We start from the raw sequence: 19,428 nt of genomic DNA, 5'->3' as shown, positions 1-19,428 counted from the left end.
CCCGTACGCCGGCACGTCGCTCCCATAATTTCCCGCCGCGCGAAGACGGTTGCCTCGGACGGAACGAATAAGTTAGACACAAATTTCTGCGAACCCCGAATACCGACAGGACAGTCAATGTTAGACCGCATCCTCGCGACTATCGGCTTTTCCATTTTGGCATTTTCCGTGGCCCTCTGCATGGTCGCGTACAACCCGTTCTTAGTTGACCATATCCAAGCGCTAAACGGCGCTGGGCCTCTGTCTGAGGCGGGCATGTTCGAGGCGTGGTAGCGCTTCCTTACGCCCTGGTGTTTGCAGTCGCGGCGCTATGTGCAATCGCCGCAGAATACAGACCGCAGCGCACGCAGGTTCTGACGCTGATCGCCGTTCTGCCGGCCGTACTGCTGGCCGGCTTTCGCCTCGATGTCGGCAACGACTTCGAGAACTACGCCCGCATATTCCAAGGGCAAATCATCTTCACCAAAGTGTCGGAGATCGGTTTTGTCCTGTTCTCTTGGGCAACCAATCAAGTAGACGGATCTGGCCGCCTCGCCTTCGTCGCTTCGTCGCTCATAATTTGTCTCGGCCATCTGCGATTTGCTCGCGCCTACTCTCCCGCGCCGCTTTTCGCGTGGTGCCTGTTCCTCGCCCTTCCGATCACCTATTTGGCGTCGTTGAACCTTGTCAAAGCGCACATGGCTATCGCCATTGCTCTTTTCGCCGTGTGCGAGGCTAAGGACCGACGGTTTTGGTCCGCCGTTCCTCTCTTGCTGGTCGCCAGCTCATTCCACTATTTGGCACTGGCCTTGATCCCAATCGTTCTATTCGAATTGAGCAATGAGCGCTGGAGGCCGTTGCCTTACGCCATCGGGGTGCTTGGCGTACTCGGGGGAGTGCTCCTCGCTGTCTTTCTTCCGTTCTGCTCGAGATACGCGTACTTCGTCACAGGGCACGTTTCCGACAACTCGGGCCTCAAAGCGCTCTTGTTTGCTGCGGCTTCTATATGCGTGGGAATATGGTACGTCCGCAGGAACGGGTGGAAGAACGCCCCGATCTATATGCTTGCGCTTTACCTGGCGCTGGTCGCCGTGTGGGCCGCTACCGATACCAGCAATTTCTTCCTCAGAATCTCGGCCGCCTTCGCTCCATTCAGCATCGTCGTTTTCGCTATTCTGCCAGAACAGAAGAAGCTTAGACGCCCATACATGATCGCGGCTCTCATCGCTCTTGGCGGGCTCATGAGCTTCACCGCTGCGAGGGACTCGGCTCTATCCTATCAGTGGTCGCTTGATATCCCCCGCTATGCGAACGGCACCCCAGCATCGTTGTCTGAAATGTTGAGCGAGACTGCGCGGGGGCCCGCAGCGGCATCGCAGCCAGCACCCGCATCGCCAGCACAGTCAGCGCCAGTAGCGCCTCCCATACATCTCCCGCCCCAGATTTCGAATGCGAACTGGTTGCAGAACTTCGTTGGTTCGCTCTGGATCTGCTCCGCTTAGCCGAGGGGCCTGAACCGGGAGGGGCTAATGGGGCCAATCGTCATCCCGATAGACTTCAGCCCCGGTTTCCTCATCGGTAATGCGGACGACGAAGCGACCCTCACCATCGGCCTGCCCTCTTCCGGCTGCTTCATCCGCGTCCGGGGACTGCTTCTCACGACGGCCCACCGCCTGTGCTTCGGCTACGTCGTGCCCTGGACAATCCGGACCCACTGTCCATCTTCGGATCCAACAATCGCGGCATCGCGGCATCGCGGCATCGCGGCATCGCGGCATCGCGGCATCGCGGCATCGCGGCATCGCGGCATCGCGGCATCGCGGCATCGCGGCATCGCGGCATCGCGGCATCGCGGCATCGCGGCATCGCGGCATCGCGGCATCGCGGCATCGCGGCATCGCGGCATCGCGGCATCGCGGCATCGCGGCATCGCGGCATCGCGGCATCGCGGCATCGCGGCATCGAAGATGCTGGTTGTTCGCGTCTGTGTGTCAAGCTGATGATTTGGGCCGTTTGGCCGGTGTTTTCAGACTTTACGGCGCATGGCGTAGCTGGAATACCACGGCGCCAGTTCTGCGTAACCCGGACGGCCCTGCCCAGTCAGGTAGGAATCGAGCAGCAGATTGACCAAAAGGCTGACGCTCATACCGTTCGAACGTGCGATTGCGGCAACCTCGTCCAGCACAGCTCTCGGAATCCGGCTGGATGTGCAAACGATATCAGAAACTGCGGAACCCCCGTCATCCTGATCGGACAGCATTGCCTCTTCGATCATCCGGCTCAGGCTCGGCAAGTCGTTGCGCCCCTCAGTCACTGTCCGGCCCTTTCCGCATGTGCCCTGTCCACAGCCCGGCCGAGCGCGGCAAAGACCCGGGCGAAGTTTTCCTTCGCTGGATCCTCGCGTCCGATCTCGAGAACGCCGCGCCCAAAGGGATAGACGCGGCGATAGGTGGACAATTGCTGCATGGCCACCGGCAGGAACGGCCCGCACGCCTTGAACGCTGCGGCCAACTGTTTCAGCTCAGCCGTCTTGTCTCGCGTCGCTTCGTTAAAGACAGCGACGGTCGGCACATTGCAGGCGCGCGCGACATGAACGAAGCGGCCCAGTTCCAGCAAATCCTGATGGGCTGGCTTGACCGGGGAGACGAGGATGTCGCTGATGTCGAGGATCGCGGCCATCATCCGCTCGTCCCGCCCTGCTGTATCGATGAGCACCACGTCATAATCCCCGATATGACGGGCCACGGTCTCGATCACCTCGGAAGCCGCGCAGGCGACGACCGTGGGGTTACCGATGTCAATGGACCGGGGCCATTTTCTGAGCGTGCCCTGCTCACCGTCCGCATCGACGATGAGCACCCTCTTTCCTTTCCGCGCGTAGCCGATGGCGGTGTTAAGGGTCAGGGTGGACTTCCCGCATCCTCCCTTGCTGTTGGCGACGGTGAGGACAATAACACCCTGCGTCCGGCAGAACTCGATCGCGCCGATCGCACGCGGTCTGAACGAGTCAGGGACAGCACCGGGAAGGCGAAAACTGTGGAGATTGGGACGCATGACACTCGAGGGGCTTTACTTTACGCTGCGATATAATATCGGTATTGCTTGCGAGAGAGTCAAGCCGCACCGGTTCATCAATGTTCTTCTTTTTTCTCGGCGCCCGTGAAACGCTGGACAGCCCCCAACTCGAGCGGTTCGCCCGCGCGCTGGAATTTATTCAAAGCCGCTATCCCAACATGACGCTGGGCATGCTTTCGACTCTGTTTGCCATCGGCATGGCGCCGACGCACGAGGGTGCGTTGATCTCGATGTCCGATCTTGTGGAGCACCTCCCGGATCAAAAATACTCGACGGTTGCGCGGCAACTCGAACTGCTCGGCGAGGGCAATGGCCGGAAAGCTGGGATGGGCCTTATCGAAAAGCGCCAAGATCCCGACGATCGGCGCACGCGTTATGTGGCGCTCTCGGAGGGCGGCCGGCACTTGCTCTACGAGCTCGATTCCGTTCTCGCCCCGGACCTGTTTGGTGGAAGGGGCAAGAATGTCCCGCAAATCGAGAACGATTGATGCGCTCTCGGAATCAGACCTCCTAAGCGATTCCTCCGTCGTCCTCGCCTGGCGCAGTCGACGCCCTCCTGGCTTCCGCCAACCAATCCCGCGCCAAAGCGACCGCGAAACGATCCCGGTCATGGGCACGGGCCTCGATCTCCTGGGTGAGGGATTCGGGATTGACTGAAGCGCTACGCGAGAGCAGTTCGAGCGTGGCGTCGGTCACGAGGCGGTAAGCGCGGGATCGGGTCTGCGCGGAGCTTTGCCGCGCCTGGCGTTCAAGCTCGTGTTTGCGGGCTGCCAGCTGCTCTTGCTGCGTGCGAATGGCCTGCAGGGCACGGAGGTTTGCAAGGAGTTCGTTCATTGCAGAACCTCCCCGCCACCAGCATGCGCATGCCTTGCGCCATCGTCTGGCGGCACCGGGTAGAGATCGTAGAATCGCGGATGCGGCCGGAACGGACGTGACAACGGCGTGCCAGGGACCGTCATTGCCTCGAGATCCTGTTCGAGGACGTGGTGCCGCCACAGATAATCTTCCTGACCCAGGGCCCTGTCGATCATGTCGAGGATGATTCCGACAGAAAGATCGTTCGGCTCCCCGGTGTAGCTGACGAGTGCCGCCACCAAGCGTTCCAGTCCCCGATTGCCCCAGGCTGCGACTTTTGCCAGCATCTCCCCACGGCTTTCCGGATCCGCCGCCCGAATCGTCTGCACGACCTCCCGGGCGGCGCGGAGCACGTTCCCCTTGCCCATGAGCTCGATCCGGGACCGCTTGCGGGCCATTCCGGAGACACTTGGCAACAGCGGCGCAGGATCGGGCGGAACCGGAATTGGCATTCCATCTGAATCGGTCAAGCCGAGATCGCGCCAGCCCTTGCGGCGGGCCAGGACATGCACGGCCCGGGCAGGGTCGGCTTGCAGCCTTCCCTCGATCAGGATCCGGTCTCCGGCATCGATCAGCACCGTCCCATCGACGACGAACGCCACGCCGACCCCTTCAACCGCCACGCGCTCGTCGATGGCGATGCCGGCACCCATGAACGCGGTCATCGCCACTTCCACGGGGAGCGGTTTCGCACCTTGCCCCTCAGCCTGCCATGACGTCAGAACGGACATATCCTCGAACCGGGCATCGATTCCCGCCCGCAGATCACATGCCTGTCGTTCCAACGCTTCTATTTCCGCCGTTACCTGTTCGTGCTCACGGCGCAGCGCACGCTGGCGGTCGCGCTGCGACAGCCGGGTTCCAGCGCCGGGAGCAGCGCGATCCCGCACGATCCGCCTTGGCAACCGATCCTCCTGCGGCAGGGCATTATCCCGCACGGCATTGGGCGCTGGATCGAACCGCACATCGATGCCGCAATCCTCAGCAATGGCATTGAACAGGTCCGCCACCCGGTGCCGAACGCCCGAGCGGAACCAGACGTCAAGCTGCCGGCACTTGGCGCTGGCGAACCCCGTATTCGAGAGCGTGCGCGTCGAGATCAGCCCGTGGAGGTGATCATTAGGTTCCCCGTCGATGGCCGCTGAGCTTTCCCAATCGATTTGCACGGCAAGTCCGATATCGGTGAAGCCGCGATAAACTCGTTCGACGAACCCCTCGATCCGTTCCGTGGGCAGTTCGCGCGGCCAACTAATATCGAAGAACCGGCCTTCCCTGGCGTCCTTCCTCTTCTCGATTTCTCCGGCGGCTTGCCAAACTGCCTCGCGCCGCCACGGGACGGGATCGACATCATCGGGCAGCAGCAGCCAGTGCCGGACATGATACACCTGCTGGCCGTTCCGGTGCTTGTCTTCCGGGACGCCCTCATGGCACTCGATCCCCATCTGATAGGTGGAACGCCCGATTGCTTTCCAGCCATCGCTGCGGGAAACGCCCCCAAAACTCACACCCGGCAACCCAATCGTTCCCATCGCCACCCGCGCAACGTGTTAGTGAATGAACACATTGCGCAAGCGTGCCGAAAACCCTGGAAAGTATCCAGATCACGAGCGCGTGAGCCGAGGGGATGGATTTGGGGTGACCACACCTTCGAGGCGAAAACTAAAATCCGAGCGATTGCCGACGGCAGACATTAACCGTCGATTCAGCATCCGCTCGACAGCGCGGGAATATCTGATACGAAGCAAGATGCCGGTTCTTGCCAGGAGCCGGCCGTCATGGTTGGCGCCCGCAAAGGCGGGTGCCACGGGGAGTGCAATCCCCGCAGACACCCTGACCATGATCGCTCACTGCTAGTGACAGGAGTTCACATGGCTATCCATCTTCTGGACGTGCGCCTGCGCGCCGTCAATCCCGTCTATTCGATCCTCCCCTACGGCTTTTTCTGGCGCCTGCGCACCATCGTGCGCATCGCGGTGCTGAAACCGTCGGCATAGGGGGCGATCATGAAGTTGCTGACAATCATCGTGGATGCCACCGGCGCGCTCCACATCGAAGCCACGCGTGCTCCCGACCTGCGGCGGCGGGAGATTTCTGCCCAGACGGGAAGCGCAGACCTCATCTTTGCCGCTGTCCCGCCACTAGGGCAGTCGGCCGAACAACTGGTCGCGGAGTTCGGGGTCGAGATCGGAGCACGGATGCCAGTCGATGCCGACACCGTTCGCCGTATTGCGGTCTGGCGTGTGCATGTCAAGCCCAGGCTGCAGCGCGTGACCCGCACCATCTGCAAGCGCCTGCTCCGGAAGCTTCGGCTTCGGCGGGCGGCTCCAATTCCAGACCCGGCGCATTGATGGAGATGGATCAACCGATTCGCGTGACATCAAGCACCGATCGCGCCGCCCATGGCTGAAACCGGGTTGTGGAGGCGTGAGCTGTGCCCCACGGATTCTCGGAGGGCATCGCAACTGGAGGCAAGTTTTTGATTTCTTCTACAAAATTACGTTTGCCTTCGAAAAGAATCCATCTGACCATTTTTTCGTGGCTGGCAAATGAAAATGACCTCCTCCTCATTTGCCAGCCACCCGCGAGGGTAGGTGAGGAAAATTTCCCACGCCGGTCGGCGGCCATCCCTCTGCGCGTAGGCCGTCGGCTGGCGTGGGACATCATGGTTGCGCATGGCGTCGAAACGACAGGGCCCGTCGGCGCCAGGCGCATTGCACGCACCAAAGCCGGCAGATGACAAGTGCACGGTAGCCGGTGCACCCAAACCGCCCCGAACAGATAATGAGGGTGGACGAAAACAGAAGAACGCGGCGGGACGATGCAGCCGAGACCTCGTGCTCGACTTTCCCGAAGTCCCGGGTCTGGCCAGGGCCGAACTGGAGACCCTCGAACGGTATTTGGGCGCCGAGATCGACCGCATCCTCGACACCCGAGGCGGCACCTAACTCCCGTCAGGGTCGCCTCGGGACTGATCCGAACAAGCAAGGCGAGCACTGCAGCAATGGCACAGAGACGGCATAACCCACCCGGCGATACCAGCCCCGCCCGAAAGGCTGCGCTCTATCTTCGTGTCTCGACGACCAGACAGGCCGAAGGCGAGGTCAGTATCCCCTCCCAGCGCGACCAGGCGCTTGCCTATTGCGAGCGCGAGGGACTTTCGGTGGCGGCAGAGTTTATCGAGCCCGGCCGCTCGGCCACCGATGATCGCCGCCCCGCCTTTCTCGAGATGATCGACCGGGCCTGCGATCCCGATCATCCCTTCGACACCATCGTGGTCCATGCCTTTTCGCGTTTCTATCGCGACGGCGCGGAGATGGAATTGCTCATCCGCCGTCTGCGCAAGCATGGCGTTACCGTCGAATCGATCTCCCAACCCACCCGGGACGATGACCCCGCAGCTCAGATGTTGAGGCAAGTCATCGGCATTTTTGATGAATACACCTCCAAGGAGAATGGGCGGCAGGTCACCCGCGCCATGAAGGAAAACGCCCGGCAGGGTTTCTGGAACGGCGCCACACCACCCCTGGGCTACACGATCATCGAAGCGGAACGCCGCGGCCAGAAGATCAAGAAAAAGCTCGATATCGATCCGGTGGAGGCCGAAACGGTCAGGCTGATCTACCGGCTCTATATCGACGGCGACCGCAAGACGGGCACGCCGCCACTCGGGATCAAGGAACTGGCCAATTGGCTCAATGCTCACGGATACACCACGCGCAAGGGTGGTGCGTTCGGCGTCGGCCCCGTCCATCACATCCTGACGAACACCGCCTATGTCGGCCAATGGCGCTACAATGTGCGCAACAAGGCCACGGGCAAGAAAAGCGATCCCGCCGATGTGGTGGATGTTCCCGTGCCGAGCATCATCGACGACAAGACATTCGAGGCGGTGCAGTCCAAACTTGCCGCCAACAATCCCAGGATCAATCCCGCACGCGCCGTGAGCGGTCCCATTCTTCTTACAGGTCTCGCCACCTGCGCCCATTGCGGTTCCGGAATGACCCAGCGCACCGGAACGTCCAGTTCGGGAAGGGTCTATTCCTACTACACCTGCGCCGGTCGGGCTCAGCGTGGCCCGACTGCCTGCAAGGGCAACTCGGTCCGTATGGATGCCCTCGATTCAAAAGTCATTGACGCCCTGCGCGAAAAACTGCTTGCGCCCCACCGCCTTGCGGCCATGCTGACCGCCTTTGCAGAGCGCAGGAGCCAAAGAGCCGCGGCGATCAGCGAGCGGCTCATTGGCCTGCAGCAGGAAGCGGACGCCGCCCGGGACAAGCTTGACCGGCTCTACAAGCTTGTCGAGGATGGCGCCGAACTCGATGATGTGCTGCGCGATCGCATCGCCACGCTTCGGGCCGACCATGAGCGTGCGAAAGCCGCGCTTGAACGTGCCCGGGTTCAGCCGAGTGATGACACCGTGATCGATCCGGAAAAGATCACGGCGTTCTCCGACCTCATGACGGGCATTCTCGATTCGGCAGAAAACCCTGCGCGCAAGGCGTGGCTGCGCTCTCTCATCTCCAAGGTCGAGGTGGACGCCGACCGTATCCGGATCGTCGGCAGTAAGGACGTGCTCAACGCCGCAGTAGCGGCTTCGGCAAATTCGGGTGAAAACGTTCAGAAATGTGTACCGGAATGGCGCGCCCGAAAGGATTCGAACCTCTGACCCCCAGATTCGTAGTCTGGTGCTCTATCCAGCTGAGCTACGGGCGCGCGGTGCCGGTGCGGTTACGCAGTCGGAAGCATCAGCCCCGATCGGCAGGCGCAACGCTTATAGGAGGTTGGCAGCCATTGCAAGGGCAACGGATGCAAGTTTTCGACGAAATTGTCACCTAACGCCGCTCGCCCGCGCCGAGCGGGAGATCTATCGCAAAGACAGTACCCTCTCCGTCGTCGACGAGTTCGATGGAGCCGCCATTGGCCTCCACCAGTTCGCGCGCGATAGCCAGCCCTAATCCGGTGCCGCCGGCCTTGGCGGACCCTTCAAAGGCCACGAAAAGATTTTCCCGGGCGCGCGGCGGCAGGCCGGGCCCGTTGTCGGAAACCAGCAGCCTGATATTTTCTTCGCCCGCCATGGCCGCAAACCCGATCTCGGGCCTTGAAATGGTCGTGCCGGCAGCTTCCAGCGCTTCACGGGCGTTTTTGAACAGGTTGACCAGAACCCGCGCCAGATGGTCCGGGTCCACCGAGATCACAAGATCATCGGGAACCTTATTGTCGAAAATGATGCGCGGGTGGCCGGTCGCGCCCGCCGAGAGCGCCGCCTCAAATCCCAGGGCACGCAGGTCGACAGGCTGAGGCCGGGGCGGATTGGATTGCTGGCGGCCGTAGTCGAGCACGGTCTGGGCGAAGGCGATGGCTTTGTCGAGCGTGTTGACCAGCCGGGGTGCCAGCCTTTGCACCTGCGGGTCGTCGAGATTGGCCACCTGGTCCGACAAGAGCTGGGCCGAGGTGAGCATATTGCGCAGATCGTGATTGATCTTGGAAACCGCCATGCCCAGATCGGCGAGGTGCCGGCGCTGACGCAGCATGGCAAAGAGTTCGGCCTGGGTATCGGAAAGGGCGCGCTCCAAAATGCCCACTTCGTCCCGGCGTGTCTGGTCGGGCACGATCACCAGCGTGCCGTTTTCCGGATTTTCACGGAAGGCCAGCATGGCGGCGGTCAGCCGCTTGATGGGCCCGATCAAGAGGCTTTCGGTCAGAATATAGATGACGAAGGCCGTGACCCCGGCAATGACGATCGAAACCAGGGCAATGTTGGTGGCATAGGTCACAAGATCGGCCCTGAGCGGATTTTCCGGCATGAGCACTTCCACCACGGCATCGCTGGTCCCCGGCGGGTGACCGACGATGCGCAGGGTGCGTTGGCCGCCAAAGGCGAGCGTATCGAGCGCGGCGACGATGGACATCATCGGATTGGTCTCGCGTAGATCGGCGAGATGGGTCTGCTCGGGCATGGTGATGGCATCGAGGACGATCAGATCGGTCTGTCCCTCGCGCCGGTAGACGATGGCGATGGCACCTGCCGACTGCAGCAGCGGATCGGTGATCTCGACCGGCAGATCCATGACGTCGGGAACGGCATCGAAGACCCTTATCGCCACCCCACCGACGCGCAGCCGGTCCTCGAGCCAGCCGATACGGTAATTGGCGAGCGATGGCAGGAAGGTGGCAACCTGCACAAGGACGATGACCAGCGCGATCGCCGTGATCAACTTGACGGAGAGACCGGTCAGAGGGCCCGGCACCTTGGCGATGTCCCGTGTCATGGCTAAAGAGTACAGCCCGATTTTGCCTATGGCAACAAACGCTTAAGCGCAGCGCGCCAACCGGAGCGGGCGTTTCCGCCACGGGTGCGCGCATATTGAGCAGCCGCAAGCGCGATCGCCTGCGAAAATGACGGATGCGGCACGACCAGGCGTTCGATTTTGTCCAACCCCATCTTCCCGGACATGGCGAGCGCGAGAACCGCGATCAGTTCCTCGGCATGCGGCCCGACAATGCCGGCTCCCAAGATGGTTCCGCGCGGCCCCACCAGCACTTTGACGTGGCCATTGGCCTCGGCTTGCGCATGAGCCGCATCGGTCTGGGAAAAGCCGGCCCGCACCACTTCGAATTTGTTGCCATGACGCGTCCGCGCCTCGGGTTCGGTCATCCCGACCCAGGCAATGGCCGGATGGGTGTGAACGATGCGGGGCACCACGGCCCCACGACCGTAACGGCCACCTAGCATGGCATCGACGGCCATGTGGGCGCCGTGACGCGCCGCATGCGTTCCAACCTGCCCCGCCGCATCGCCGGCAACGAAGATGCGCCGATTGCTCGTGCGCCCGAACCGGCCCAGTGCGGGCACGTCGCCGGTCATGCGCACCTTCGCCGCTTCGAGCCCCAGCCCGTCGAAATCGGGCCGACGCCCGGTGGCAAACAGCAAATGGGACCCCACGATGCGATCTTCGTTGGGGCCGGCCTTGACGTCCACGGCAATCTCGCCGGCGACCGAAGAGATCGCCACGACGCCGGTGTGCTCGCGCACTTCCAGCCCTTCGGCGCGCAGACGCCGCAACACCGCCTGGGCCATTTCCGGGTCCTGGTCGCCGAGCGGCTCGAGCATTTCGATCAGCGTCACCGGGCTACCGAGCCGCAGGTGGGACTGGGCCAGCGCCAGACCGGTCGCGCCGCCGCCCACAACGATCAGATGGCTGGGGCGCCGCGTCACCTCGAAAATGGTTTCGGGCGTGAAGTAGGGGACGCCATCCAGCCCCGGAACGGCCGGCACGACCGGGCGCGATCCGGTGGAAACGAGAAAATTGGCAGCCCGGATCGCGCGCCCCTCGACCTCGATCGCCGACGGCCCGGTAAAGCGTGCGCGTCCACGCACCACTTCGATTCCCTGGGCTTCAAGGTGCTCGGCCGAGACATTGGGGTTCGCTTCATCAATGGCGGCGCGGATCCTGGTGTTGACCCGGGCAAAGTTGATGCGCGGCTCGTCGGCGCCAACTCCCAGATCCCGCGCGGTGCGGATCGCGTGCGCCCGTTCGGCGGCAGCAGCCAGGGCCTGGGCAGGCAAGGAGCCCCAATTGTGGGACACTCCCCCCAGCTCGCCGCCTTCAACCAGCACGACGCGGGCCTCTCGCGCAGCGGCCTGTTCAGCGGCGGCGATGCCGGCGGGGCCGGCTCCGATGATGCAAAGATCGATCCTCTCGTCCCGCGCCACGCGCCCGCCCTGACCTGTCTCGAATCCCGACTGCTCTATCGCCCCGCTTTTAGCGCGGCGGAAGGCGGCTGGCCAGCGGTCGTGCGCTCATGCAAATGTGCCCGCCGCGCAATTGACTTGGGCAGACCTTTTCCCTATAAGCCGGCCAACCTTTGCCGATGGCCAGGGACTGCTTGTCTCATGCCTTTTTGTGCAAAACCCAGAATTTAACGCATAGCCAAACAAGAGGATCGCGCGGGCGAGCGCGCGGTAGACCATCAATGAAGCGTACTTTCCAGCCGAGCAATCTTGTGCGCGCCCGCCGTCACGGCTTCCGTGCCCGCATGGCGACCAAGAACGGCCGCAAGATCATCAATCGCCGTCGCGCGCTCGGTCGCAAGCGGCTCTCGGCCTAAGTCGGCGTTTCGAACCGACGTGCCGGAGATTCCGGCATTGCCGATGCGGCGCCTGAAAAAGCGGGCGCAGTTTCTCAAAGCCGCGCGGGGCAAGAAAATTGCCAGGCGCGGCTTTGTGTTGCAGGCGGTCGCCGTTGCCGATCCGGTTCCCGGTGTGGGATACACCGTCACCAAGAAGACCGGCAACGCACCGGAACGCAACAGGATAAAGCGGCGCCTGCGCGAAGCGGTGCGCGCGAGTTCGGACCGGCTTGTGCCCGGTCATGACTATGTGTTGATCGGGCGGCGCGAAAGCCTCACCCAACCGTTCGACGCGCTGACGCGGGAGCTTGGAAAAGCCCTCGAGCGCGTCCATATACCTCAGGCGCAAGCGCCCAGCGGACATCCAAAGCCATGAACGAAAACAATCGCAACATGATCCTGGCCGTCGTCCTGAGCATGATCGTGCTCTTTGGATGGCAGTTCTTCATCGCCGGCCCGCAACTCGAGCAAGCCCAGCGCCAGGCCGAACTGGCCGCCGAGCAGCAGGCAACAGAGCAATCGGCCGATCTGGCGACGCCAGGAACAGACGGCGCGGCCGCGACATCGGCCGACATGGCGGTTTTCGCGACACGGGACGAGGCGCTGGCAGCGACCGACCGCGTGACCATCGAAACAGGATCGCTTTCGGGCTCGATCAGCCTGACCGGCGCGCGCATCGATGATTTGCACCTCACCCGCTACAACGAAACGCCTGATCCCGATAGCCCCACTATCACCCTGCTCTCTCCGGTCGGCTCCCCCCAGCCCTATTACCTCGAACAGGGCTGGATCGCCCCCTCGGGAAGCAATGTCGCCGTGCCGGACGGGCAGACCGAATGGACGCTTGAGAGCGGCGAAACGCTGACCGCCGATACGCCCATAACGCTCGCCTGGGAAAATGGCGAGGGGCTCATCTTCCGCCGCACGATCAGCGTCGATCAGAACTACATGTTCACCGTCGACCAGAGCGTGGAAAACACCGGCGCGGGCGATGTGTCGCTCTTCCCCTATTCGCGCGTGGCGCGGCTCTACACCCCGCAAACGCAGAATTTCTTCATCTTGCACGAAGGCCCGATCGGCGTTCTGGGCGGCAATCTCATCGAGAGGGGCTACAACTCCCTTCGCGACGAGGAAAACCAGACGATGACCTCCACCGGAGGCTGGCTCGGGTTCACCGATAAATATTGGGCGACGGCAATCGTCCCGCCCCAGGACCAGGCGGTCAACGCCCGCTTCTACTACGGCACCAACACCCCCAGCGGAAACGATTATCGCGCCAATTTCATCACCGAGCAGCCGGTCGTGGTGCCTGCCGGCAGCGGCGCCAGCTATCAGAGCCGAGTCTTTGCCGGCGCCAAGGTGGAATCGATCCTCTCGGGCTACGCCCAAGCCTATGGCATCGAACAGTTCGATCTGTTGATCGACTGGGGCTGGCTGCACTTCATCACCTACCCCATGTTCCTGGCCATCCGCTGGCTCTACGAACTTCTGGGCAATTTCGGCCTCGCCATTTTGGCGGTGACCGTCATCGTCAAGGCGATCTTCTTCCCCCTGGCCAACAAGAGCTATGCCTCGATGGCCAATATGCGGCGCGTTCAGCCCAAGATGAAGGAGATCCAGGAGAAGTATAAGGACGACCGTGCTGCCCAGCAGCAGGCGATGATGGAGCTATACAAAACCGAAAAGATCAACCCGGTGGCCGGCTGCTGGCCGATCCTCATTCAGATCCCGGTGTTCTTTGCGCTCTATAAGGTTCTGTTCGTCACCATCGAAATGCGGCACGCACCGTTCTTTGGCTGGATTCAGGATCTTGCGGCGCCCGATCCCACCTCGGTCTTCAACCTTTTCGGCCTGCTGCCTTACGATCCCTCTGTCGTGCCGGTTATCGGCCCGTTCCTGATGCTGGGCATCTGGCCGCTGATCATGGGCGTCACCATGTGGGTGCAGATGCGGTTGAACCCGCCTCCGGCCGATCCCACCCAGGCGATCATCTTCAACTGGATGCCGGTGATCTTCACCTTCATGCTCGCAGGCTTCCCGGCTGGTCTTGTGATCTATTGGGCCTGGAACAACTTCCTCTCGATCGTCCAGCAATGGGTCATCATGAAGCGGCACGGGGTCGAGGTCGACCTTCTGGGCAACATCCGCAATTCGTTCAAGCGCAAGCCCAAGGCCGCCGAATAACGAAAACGAACAAGGGCCGGGAAACCGGCCCTTTCTTTTGGACACCCTGCCAATGACCGACCTGCCCGAAACCGTACGGCTCTTGTTTGCCCGCCCCTGGGTGTTCCTGAAGGGCTGCGTGCGCGTATCCGATCTGCCTGCCGACGACGTCGTGGAGGTCGCCTTTGCCGGGCGCTCCAATGTCGGCAAATCTTCGCTCATCAATGCGCTGGTCGGTCAATCCACTTTGGCCCGCACTTCCAATACGCCGGGCCGCACGCAGGAGCTCAACCTGTTCGCGCCGGAATCGGGCGGCATACGGCTCGTCGACATGCCGGGCTATGGCTTTGCCAAGGCGCCCAAGCCAGCGGTCGAAAAGTGGAACAAGCTCATCCACCAGTTCCTGCGCGGCCGCCCCAATCTGCGGCGCGTCTATGTATTGGTCGATGCCCGCCACGGCCCCAAGGCCAATGACGCCACGGTAATGAACGAATTGGACAAGGCGGCGGTCAGCTACCAGGTCATTCTGACCAAGGCTGACAAGCTCATTGAAAAGGACCTGGGCGGCGTCATCGATGCCACGGCCAAATTCATCGCCAAGCGCCCGGCAGCCCATCCGGAGATCATCGTAACATCGAGCGAGAAGGGCACCGGGATCGACGCTTTGCGCACCGAGATCGCCCGCGTTCGCGAAGGTCTCTAGGCCAGCAAAAAGCTGCGGATCGCCTTGGCCAGAACCGCGCTATCGGAACGCATGCTCATCGATGCGCACGCGGTTTCGAGCGTCTCCTGGTCGACATTGCCGCGCCGCAGATCGATGAGCGCACTGGCATAATCGTCGTCGAACTCGGGATGGGGCTGGAACGTCAGCGCCGCACCATTGTCGTAGAGCAGCCCGGCATTGGGCGCGAAGGCCGAGCGCAGCACGACCCGCGCCGCGGGTGGCGGGGCGATCACCTGATCCTGGTGCGAGCACGCGATAGACAGGGTAGCGGCCCCTGGCGCGAAATGAGGGCGCGAGGGCACGACCTCATAGGTGTGCCGCCCCAGTCCCCAGCCCTTTTCCGATTTACGGACATCGCCGCCCAGTGCATCGGCGATGATCTGATGGCCAAAGCATATCCCCACCATTCTGGTGCGCGCCTGATATGCCCGGCGAATGAAATCGCGCAGCGGATTCATCCAGGCGAAATCGTCGTAAACCCCGGCCGGCGAGCCCGTAATCAACACGCCGTCGAGCCCCGCCGGATCGGGAAGCGGAGCCCCCTCCAGAACGGGAACGAAATCGGTCTTTATGCCCGCGCCATAGCGCGCGAACATCGCATTGAACATGTCGGGATAGGATTTGAACCGGGCACGCAGGGGTTCAGGCACGTAGCCGGTTTCGATGATCGTCAGTTTCATGCTGGAACCAGAAAGGAAGGCGCCCGATCCAACCGCAGGCCGCTGTTCGCGTCAAGCCATCCCCTGGGCTCGGGTTCAAGCCGCGACGAATTTGAGCGCCACGCCGTTGATGCAGTGCCGCTTGCCGGTCGGTTCGGGCCCATCATCGAAGATGTGCCCCAGATGCCCACCGCAATTGGAGCAATGGCATTCGGTACGCACCATCATCAGTGACGTGTCGGTCGATGTGCCCACCGCGCCAGGTAACGCTTCCCAGAAGCTCGGCCAGCCGGTGCGGCTGTCATATTTGACGTCCGAAGAATAAAGCGCCTGATCGCACCCTGCACAGTGATAGGTGCCCGGCTCATAAAATTTGTCGAGCGGGGAGGAGAAGGCATATTCGGTGCCATGCTCGCGCAGCACGTAATATTCCTCCTCGCTGAGCCGCTCGCGCCATTCGGCATCGGTCAACTCGAACGGGAAGTCACCCGGATCGGCCGGCGTTGCCGGTCCAAACCCCAGAACGGCGCCACCAGCCAAAGCGGAGCCGGCAATAAGGAAAGTGCGGCGATCAAGCATCCATCGAACTCCTGTTTCTCCATTATTCCGCATTGGACCGCGCCGGTCCAATCAACCCCACGTTAGCTAGCGTGTTCCGGCAACGCGGATCGGGACTATTCAGAACCGGCGCGATTGAGGTACAGAGGCAATTGCCCCGAGAGAGGAGTTGCCCTGCCCCATGGCCGATGGACTTGAAAACGCCTACGACGCCGAAGTGCTCACCAAGGCGCTGCCCTTCATGCAGCGCTATGAGAACAAGACCGTCGTCATCAAATATGGCGGCCACGCCATGGGCGACGCAGAGCTTGGCAAGGCCTTCGCGCGCGACGTGGCGCTTTTGAAGCAGTCGGGCGTCAACCCCATCGTGGTTCACGGCGGCGGCCCGCAGATCGGGGAAATGCTCAAAAAGCTCGGCATCGAATCGAAGTTCGAGGGCGGGCTGCGCGTCACCGACAAGCGCACCGTCGAGATCGTGGAAATGGTCCTGGCCGGCTCGATCAACAAGGAGATCGTGGCGCTCATCAATGCCGAGGGCGAATGGGCGATCGGACTTTGCGGCAAGGACGGCAACATGGTCTTCGCCGAAAAGGCCAAGAAGACCTATCTCGACCCCGCCTCCAATATCGAGCGCATTCTCGATCTCGGTTTCGTGGGCGAGCCCGTCGAAATCGACCGGACGCTCCTCGATCTCCTCGCCCGTTCGGAGATGATCCCGGTCATCGCCCCGGTCGCACCCGGCCGGGACGGCAATACCTACAACATCAACGCCGACACCTTCGCGGGGGCCATTGCCGGAGCCGTGTTCGCCAAGCGGCTGCTGTTCTTGACGGACGTTCCGGGCGTGCTCGACAAGCAGGGCGAGCTGATCCCCGAACTTTCCGTGCGCGAGGCCCAGCAGCTCATCGCCGACGGCACCATCTCGGGTGGCATGATCCCAAAGGTCGAGACCTGCATCGACGCGCTCGACCGGGGCGTGGAAGGCGTGGTGATCGTCAACGGCAAGACCCCCCACTCGGTGCTGCTCGAACTCTTCACCGAACATGGTGCGGGTACGCTGATGGTGCGGTAAGGAGCCGCTGAAAGTCATTTCCCATTCATCGATTTGCGGCATAATGGGGTTATGAACCAGATGACCCCGCCTGCCCTGGCTTTCGAGCATATCACCGACTGGGTGTTCGATCTCGACAACACGCTCTACCCGCGTGAGTGCAATCTGTTCGCCCAGATCGATACTCTCATCACCCAATATGTGATGAATATCACGCGGCTCGATTTCGAGGCGGCGCGGGAGATGCAGAAGGCCTATTACCGCGATCACGGCACCACGCTCAACGGATTGATGCAGACCTTCGCGATCGATCCCGAGCATTATCTCGCAACGGTCCACGCCATCGACTATTCCCCGGTTCTTGCCCATCCCGAACTGGTCGAGGCAATCTCGGAGCTGCCGGGGCGCAAGTTCATCTTCACCAATGGCAGCACCGCCCATGCCGAATCCGTGCTGGAGCGGCTTGGCGCTATCGGATTGTTCGAGGGCATCTTCGACATCAAGGCTGCCAGATACCAGCCCAAGCCGCTCGAAATCGCCTATGCCGATTTTCTCGCCGCCCATGGGGTGGACCCCAGGCGCGCCATCATGTTCGACGATCTCGAAAAGAACCTGCGCGTCCCCCACGCCATCGGCATGGCAACCGTGCAGGTCGTGGCAGGGGCCGGGTTCGCCCATGAGCAATGCGACGCCTGGGAGCTGGGGCGTGGAGATGCTCATGTCCACGTCCACCACGTCACCGACGACCTGGCCGCATTCCTCAAGCGCTGCCGCTGACGCCTTGACCGGATCGGCTGCCGACGCTTTTTCGCCCGATTGGCGTGATCGAAAAGTCATGCTCGCGCATTACCCTTGGCGCTGGCCGTCTCGCGCGGCAATGCTATAAACGACTTCGTGTCATCGACCGGCCGGGAGGGCCGAACCTTATGGGGACCATCATGCTCAACACCGTCTCGCGTACCACACTCGCCACAGCCGCTTTCGTCGTGATCGGAGCGCATGGCGCCCTGGCGCAGGATGCCACGGCATTCGCCGACAGGCTGGTCGAGACGAGCAAGCTCATGGGCCTCTCGTTCAGTTACGGCTCGGCGACCGCAGAGGGCGATACGGTGGCGATTTCCGGCTTCACCTTCGCAGTGCCGGGCGAAGACGAACCCACCGAGGTCCCTGGCGAAGTGGTCTTCGAAGGCGTGGTCGAAACGCCCGAGGGCGGGTTCACCGCCGAGCGGGCGACCATCGCCGATATCGACTATACCGATGAGGAAAAAGGCGTTTCCCTCAGCTTCGCCAATATCGTCGCCGAAGGCATCGTGCTGCCGGCCGAAGTGAACCTGGATGCCGCGCTCGAGATCGGCTTCGAGCTTTACGACCGATTCTCCGCCGGCCCGCTCACGGTGAGCGGAACGGACGGCACCGAGTTCTTTGCCGTCGACACCATGGAGGTCTGGGTCGAGGAGCCCGACGCCGAGGGTGGCTACCGCAGCGGCTATTCGGTGGACGGCATCCGGGCCGACCTGAGCACGATCGAAGAGCCCGAAGCGCAGCCGGTGATCGAGGCGTTCGGGCTCGAGCAGTTCAATGCTTCCATGGACGGCCTGGGCACCTGGTGGCCCGAGACCGGCACCCTGGAAATCGAGGATCTGTCGTTCATCGTGGATGAATTGGCCACCTTGCGCCTGGCCATGACGCTGGAAGGCTATACGACCGAACTCTACCAAGAGATGATGAAGCTCAACCTCAAGCTCGCCGAAATGGCCGAGGCTGGAGAAGAATTGAGCGAGGAGCAGATGGCTCAGTTCGATGAGGCGATGATGGCCCATATGGCCGATGTCGCACTGGGCGATGGCTCGCTGCGCTATGAGGATGCCTCCCTGTTCAACAAGACCCTGGAATTCGTCGGAGCGCAGCAGGGCGTCGATGGGGAAACCTTCAAGGCCGGCCTGCAATTCATGGTGCCCATGACGCTGGCCGAGGTGGAGGACGAGGATTTCAAGGCGATGGTGACCTCGGCGGTCAACACCTTCATCGCCGATCCGCAGAACTTCACCATTTCGGCCGAACCGGCCGAGCCGATCGCCTTCTCCGAATTCGAGGCGCGCGCCGCCGAAATCGAGGCCGATCCCTTCGTTCTGGTCGATATGCTCAACCTGCGCATTTCGGCAAATGACGAGACCGCACCGGCCGAATAAACTTTCGGGCGCGGCCGCAAGGCCGCGCCTTTCCACTATCGATCC

Annotated in this window: 21 protein-coding genes and 1 tRNA gene; 13 read left to right on the top strand and 9 right to left on the bottom strand. The window is 62.1% G+C overall.

The genetic code is table 11. The annotated features are described in order from the left end of the window. The first annotated feature begins 266 nt into the window (after positions 1–266). Both NO932_RS02365 and NO932_RS02360 read left to right on the top strand, forming a co-directional pair. Complete coding sequence (locus NO932_RS02365) at positions 267–1,481, top strand: EpsG family protein (RefSeq protein WP_309209412.1); 1,215 nt, start codon at positions 267–269, stop codon at positions 1,479–1,481. A 27-nt stretch (positions 1,482–1,508) separates the two neighbouring features. Next, entirely contained in the window at positions 1,509–1,979 is a 471-nt protein-coding gene (locus NO932_RS02360) for a hypothetical protein (RefSeq protein ID WP_309209411.1), read from the top strand. Positions 1,980–2,005: 26 nt separating this feature from the next. Here NO932_RS02360 and NO932_RS02355 read toward each other — a convergent pair whose 3' ends face one another. Next, positions 2,006–2,293: a hypothetical protein gene (locus NO932_RS02355; RefSeq protein WP_309209410.1), complete on the bottom strand. Its 288-nt coding sequence runs from the start codon at positions 2,291–2,293 to the stop codon at positions 2,006–2,008. After that, positions 2,290–3,033: a ParA family protein gene (locus NO932_RS02350; RefSeq protein WP_309209409.1), complete on the bottom strand. Its 744-nt coding sequence runs from the start codon at positions 3,031–3,033 to the stop codon at positions 2,290–2,292. Before NO932_RS02350 ends, NO932_RS02355 begins: the two co-directional genes overlap by 4 nt. Before the next feature lie 80 nt (positions 3,034–3,113). Here NO932_RS02350 and NO932_RS02345 point away from each other — a divergent pair, with 80 nt between their 5' ends. Beyond that, positions 3,114–3,542: a MarR family winged helix-turn-helix transcriptional regulator gene (locus NO932_RS02345; RefSeq protein ID WP_309209151.1), complete on the top strand. Its 429-nt coding sequence runs from the start codon at positions 3,114–3,116 to the stop codon at positions 3,540–3,542. Positions 3,543–3,564: 22 nt separating this feature from the next. Here NO932_RS02345 and NO932_RS02340 read toward each other — a convergent pair whose 3' ends face one another. Together NO932_RS02340 and NO932_RS02335 are read right to left on the bottom strand one after the other, a co-directional pair. Beyond that, entirely contained in the window at positions 3,565–3,888 is a 324-nt protein-coding gene (locus NO932_RS02340) for a hypothetical protein (RefSeq protein ID WP_309209152.1), read from the bottom strand. Then, entirely contained in the window at positions 3,885–5,414 is a 1,530-nt protein-coding gene (locus NO932_RS02335) for a MobA/MobL family protein (protein WP_309209153.1), read from the bottom strand. The genes NO932_RS02340 and NO932_RS02335 overlap by 4 nt, the downstream gene beginning before the upstream one ends. 363 nt (positions 5,415–5,777) lie before the next feature. Here NO932_RS02335 and NO932_RS02330 point away from each other — a divergent pair, with 363 nt between their 5' ends. The 3 genes from NO932_RS02330 to NO932_RS02320 all read left to right on the top strand — a co-directional run bounded on the left by NO932_RS02330 (position 5,778) and on the right by NO932_RS02320 (position 8,575). Further along, positions 5,778–5,903: a hypothetical protein gene (locus NO932_RS02330; protein WP_309209408.1), complete on the top strand. Its 126-nt coding sequence runs from the start codon at positions 5,778–5,780 to the stop codon at positions 5,901–5,903. A gap of 9 nt (positions 5,904–5,912) precedes the next feature. Further along, positions 5,913–6,257 carry a hypothetical protein gene (locus NO932_RS02325; protein WP_309209407.1) on the top strand — a complete coding sequence of 115 codons (345 nt, stop codon included), beginning with the start codon at positions 5,913–5,915 and terminating at the stop codon, positions 6,255–6,257. Positions 6,258–6,910: 653 nt separating this feature from the next. Beyond that, entirely contained in the window at positions 6,911–8,575 is a 1,665-nt protein-coding gene (locus NO932_RS02320; RefSeq protein WP_309209406.1) for a recombinase family protein, read from the top strand. Here the strand turns inward: NO932_RS02320 and NO932_RS02315 are convergent. The 3 genes from NO932_RS02315 to NO932_RS02305 all read right to left on the bottom strand — a co-directional run bounded on the left by NO932_RS02315 (position 8,546) and on the right by NO932_RS02305 (position 11,623). Continuing rightward, positions 8,546–8,622: transfer RNA gene (locus NO932_RS02315), tRNA-Arg, on the bottom strand. The genes NO932_RS02320 and NO932_RS02315 overlap by 30 nt on opposite strands. Before the next feature lie 119 nt (positions 8,623–8,741). Continuing rightward, positions 8,742–10,178, bottom strand: a complete 1,437-nt coding sequence (locus tag NO932_RS02310; protein WP_309209405.1) for a HAMP domain-containing sensor histidine kinase — start codon at positions 10,176–10,178, stop codon at positions 8,742–8,744. A gap of 26 nt (positions 10,179–10,204) precedes the next feature. Beyond that, complete coding sequence (locus NO932_RS02305; protein WP_309209403.1) at positions 10,205–11,623, bottom strand: NAD(P)/FAD-dependent oxidoreductase; 1,419 nt, start codon at positions 11,621–11,623, stop codon at positions 10,205–10,207. A 260-nt stretch (positions 11,624–11,883) separates the two neighbouring features. Between NO932_RS02305 and rpmH the strand changes: the two genes are divergently transcribed. The 4 genes from rpmH to yihA all read left to right on the top strand — a co-directional run bounded on the left by rpmH (position 11,884) and on the right by yihA (position 14,905). Then, a complete protein-coding gene (gene rpmH / locus NO932_RS02300) occupies positions 11,884–12,018 on the top strand; it encodes a 50S ribosomal protein L34 (RefSeq protein ID WP_309162820.1) in 135 nt (44 codons plus the stop codon). Between the two features lie 43 nt (positions 12,019–12,061). Then, positions 12,062–12,415: a ribonuclease P protein component gene (rnpA, locus tag NO932_RS02295; protein WP_309163656.1), complete on the top strand. Its 354-nt coding sequence runs from the start codon at positions 12,062–12,064 to the stop codon at positions 12,413–12,415. Next, positions 12,412–14,223 carry a membrane protein insertase YidC gene (gene yidC, locus NO932_RS02290; RefSeq protein ID WP_309209402.1) on the top strand — a complete coding sequence of 604 codons (1,812 nt, stop codon included), beginning with the start codon at positions 12,412–12,414 and terminating at the stop codon, positions 14,221–14,223. Before rnpA ends, yidC begins: the two co-directional genes overlap by 4 nt. Positions 14,224–14,284: 61 nt before the next feature. Then, positions 14,285–14,905, top strand: a complete 621-nt coding sequence (yihA, locus tag NO932_RS02285; RefSeq protein WP_309210973.1) for a ribosome biogenesis GTP-binding protein YihA/YsxC — start codon at positions 14,285–14,287, stop codon at positions 14,903–14,905. Here yihA and NO932_RS02280 read toward each other — a convergent pair. Then, positions 14,902–15,606, bottom strand: coding sequence for a type 1 glutamine amidotransferase (locus NO932_RS02280; RefSeq protein ID WP_309209401.1), 705 nt, complete (start codon positions 15,604–15,606; stop codon positions 14,902–14,904). The two genes, yihA and NO932_RS02280, sit on opposite strands and share 4 nt — an antisense overlap. A gap of 75 nt (positions 15,607–15,681) precedes the next feature. Further along, a complete protein-coding gene (gene msrB, locus NO932_RS02275; RefSeq protein WP_309209400.1) occupies positions 15,682–16,164 on the bottom strand; it encodes a peptide-methionine (R)-S-oxide reductase MsrB in 483 nt (160 codons plus the stop codon). 160 nt (positions 16,165–16,324) lie between these two features. On the opposite strand from msrB, the gene argB reads away from it, so the two are divergent. From argB to NO932_RS02260, 3 genes are all read left to right on the top strand, one after another. After that, entirely contained in the window at positions 16,325–17,215 is an 891-nt protein-coding gene (gene argB / locus NO932_RS02270) for an acetylglutamate kinase (RefSeq protein WP_309209399.1), read from the top strand. A 51-nt stretch (positions 17,216–17,266) separates the two neighbouring features. Next, on the top strand, positions 17,267–17,971 hold the full coding sequence (locus tag NO932_RS02265; RefSeq protein ID WP_309209398.1) for a pyrimidine 5'-nucleotidase: 705 nt from the start codon (positions 17,267–17,269) through the stop codon (positions 17,969–17,971). A gap of 161 nt (positions 17,972–18,132) precedes the next feature. Then, complete coding sequence (locus NO932_RS02260; RefSeq protein WP_309209397.1) at positions 18,133–19,383, top strand: hypothetical protein; 1,251 nt, start codon at positions 18,133–18,135, stop codon at positions 19,381–19,383. Positions 19,384–19,428: the final 45 nt, after the last annotated feature.

Origin of the sequence: Pelagibacterium sp. 26DY04, from assembly GCF_031202305.1 — a bacterium.
Taxonomy (GTDB): Bacteria; Pseudomonadota; Alphaproteobacteria; order Rhizobiales; family Devosiaceae; genus Pelagibacterium.
Note: the sequence above shows the minus strand (reverse complement) of the source record. Positions and strands in the feature narration are given on the sequence as shown.

Coding starts and splice junctions, on each gene's coding strand:
- NO932_RS02360 (WP_309209411.1), top strand. CDS start 1,509: ATGGGGCCAATCGTCATCCCGATAGACTTCAGCCCCGGTTTCCTCATC.
- NO932_RS02350 (WP_309209409.1), bottom strand. CDS start 3,033: ATGCGTCCCAATCTCCACAGTTTTCGCCTTCCCGGTGCTGTCCCTGAC.
- NO932_RS02345 (WP_309209151.1), top strand. CDS start 3,114: ATGTTCTTCTTTTTTCTCGGCGCCCGTGAAACGCTGGACAGCCCCCAA.
- NO932_RS02340 (WP_309209152.1), bottom strand. CDS start 3,888: ATGAACGAACTCCTTGCAAACCTCCGTGCCCTGCAGGCCATTCGCACG.
- NO932_RS02330 (WP_309209408.1), top strand. CDS start 5,778: ATGGCTATCCATCTTCTGGACGTGCGCCTGCGCGCCGTCAATCCCGTC.
- NO932_RS02325 (WP_309209407.1), top strand. CDS start 5,913: ATGAAGTTGCTGACAATCATCGTGGATGCCACCGGCGCGCTCCACATC.
- NO932_RS02320 (WP_309209406.1), top strand. CDS start 6,911: ATGGCACAGAGACGGCATAACCCACCCGGCGATACCAGCCCCGCCCGA.
- NO932_RS02310 (WP_309209405.1), bottom strand. CDS start 10,178: ATGACACGGGACATCGCCAAGGTGCCGGGCCCTCTGACCGGTCTCTCC.
- rpmH (WP_309162820.1), top strand. CDS start 11,884: ATGAAGCGTACTTTCCAGCCGAGCAATCTTGTGCGCGCCCGCCGTCAC.
- rnpA (WP_309163656.1), top strand. CDS start 12,062: ATGCGGCGCCTGAAAAAGCGGGCGCAGTTTCTCAAAGCCGCGCGGGGC.
- yidC (WP_309209402.1), top strand. CDS start 12,412: ATGAACGAAAACAATCGCAACATGATCCTGGCCGTCGTCCTGAGCATG.
- NO932_RS02280 (WP_309209401.1), bottom strand. CDS start 15,606: ATGAAACTGACGATCATCGAAACCGGCTACGTGCCTGAACCCCTGCGT.
- msrB (WP_309209400.1), bottom strand. CDS start 16,164: ATGCTTGATCGCCGCACTTTCCTTATTGCCGGCTCCGCTTTGGCTGGT.
- argB (WP_309209399.1), top strand. CDS start 16,325: ATGGCCGATGGACTTGAAAACGCCTACGACGCCGAAGTGCTCACCAAG.
- NO932_RS02265 (WP_309209398.1), top strand. CDS start 17,267: ATGAACCAGATGACCCCGCCTGCCCTGGCTTTCGAGCATATCACCGAC.
- NO932_RS02260 (WP_309209397.1), top strand. CDS start 18,133: ATGCTCAACACCGTCTCGCGTACCACACTCGCCACAGCCGCTTTCGTC.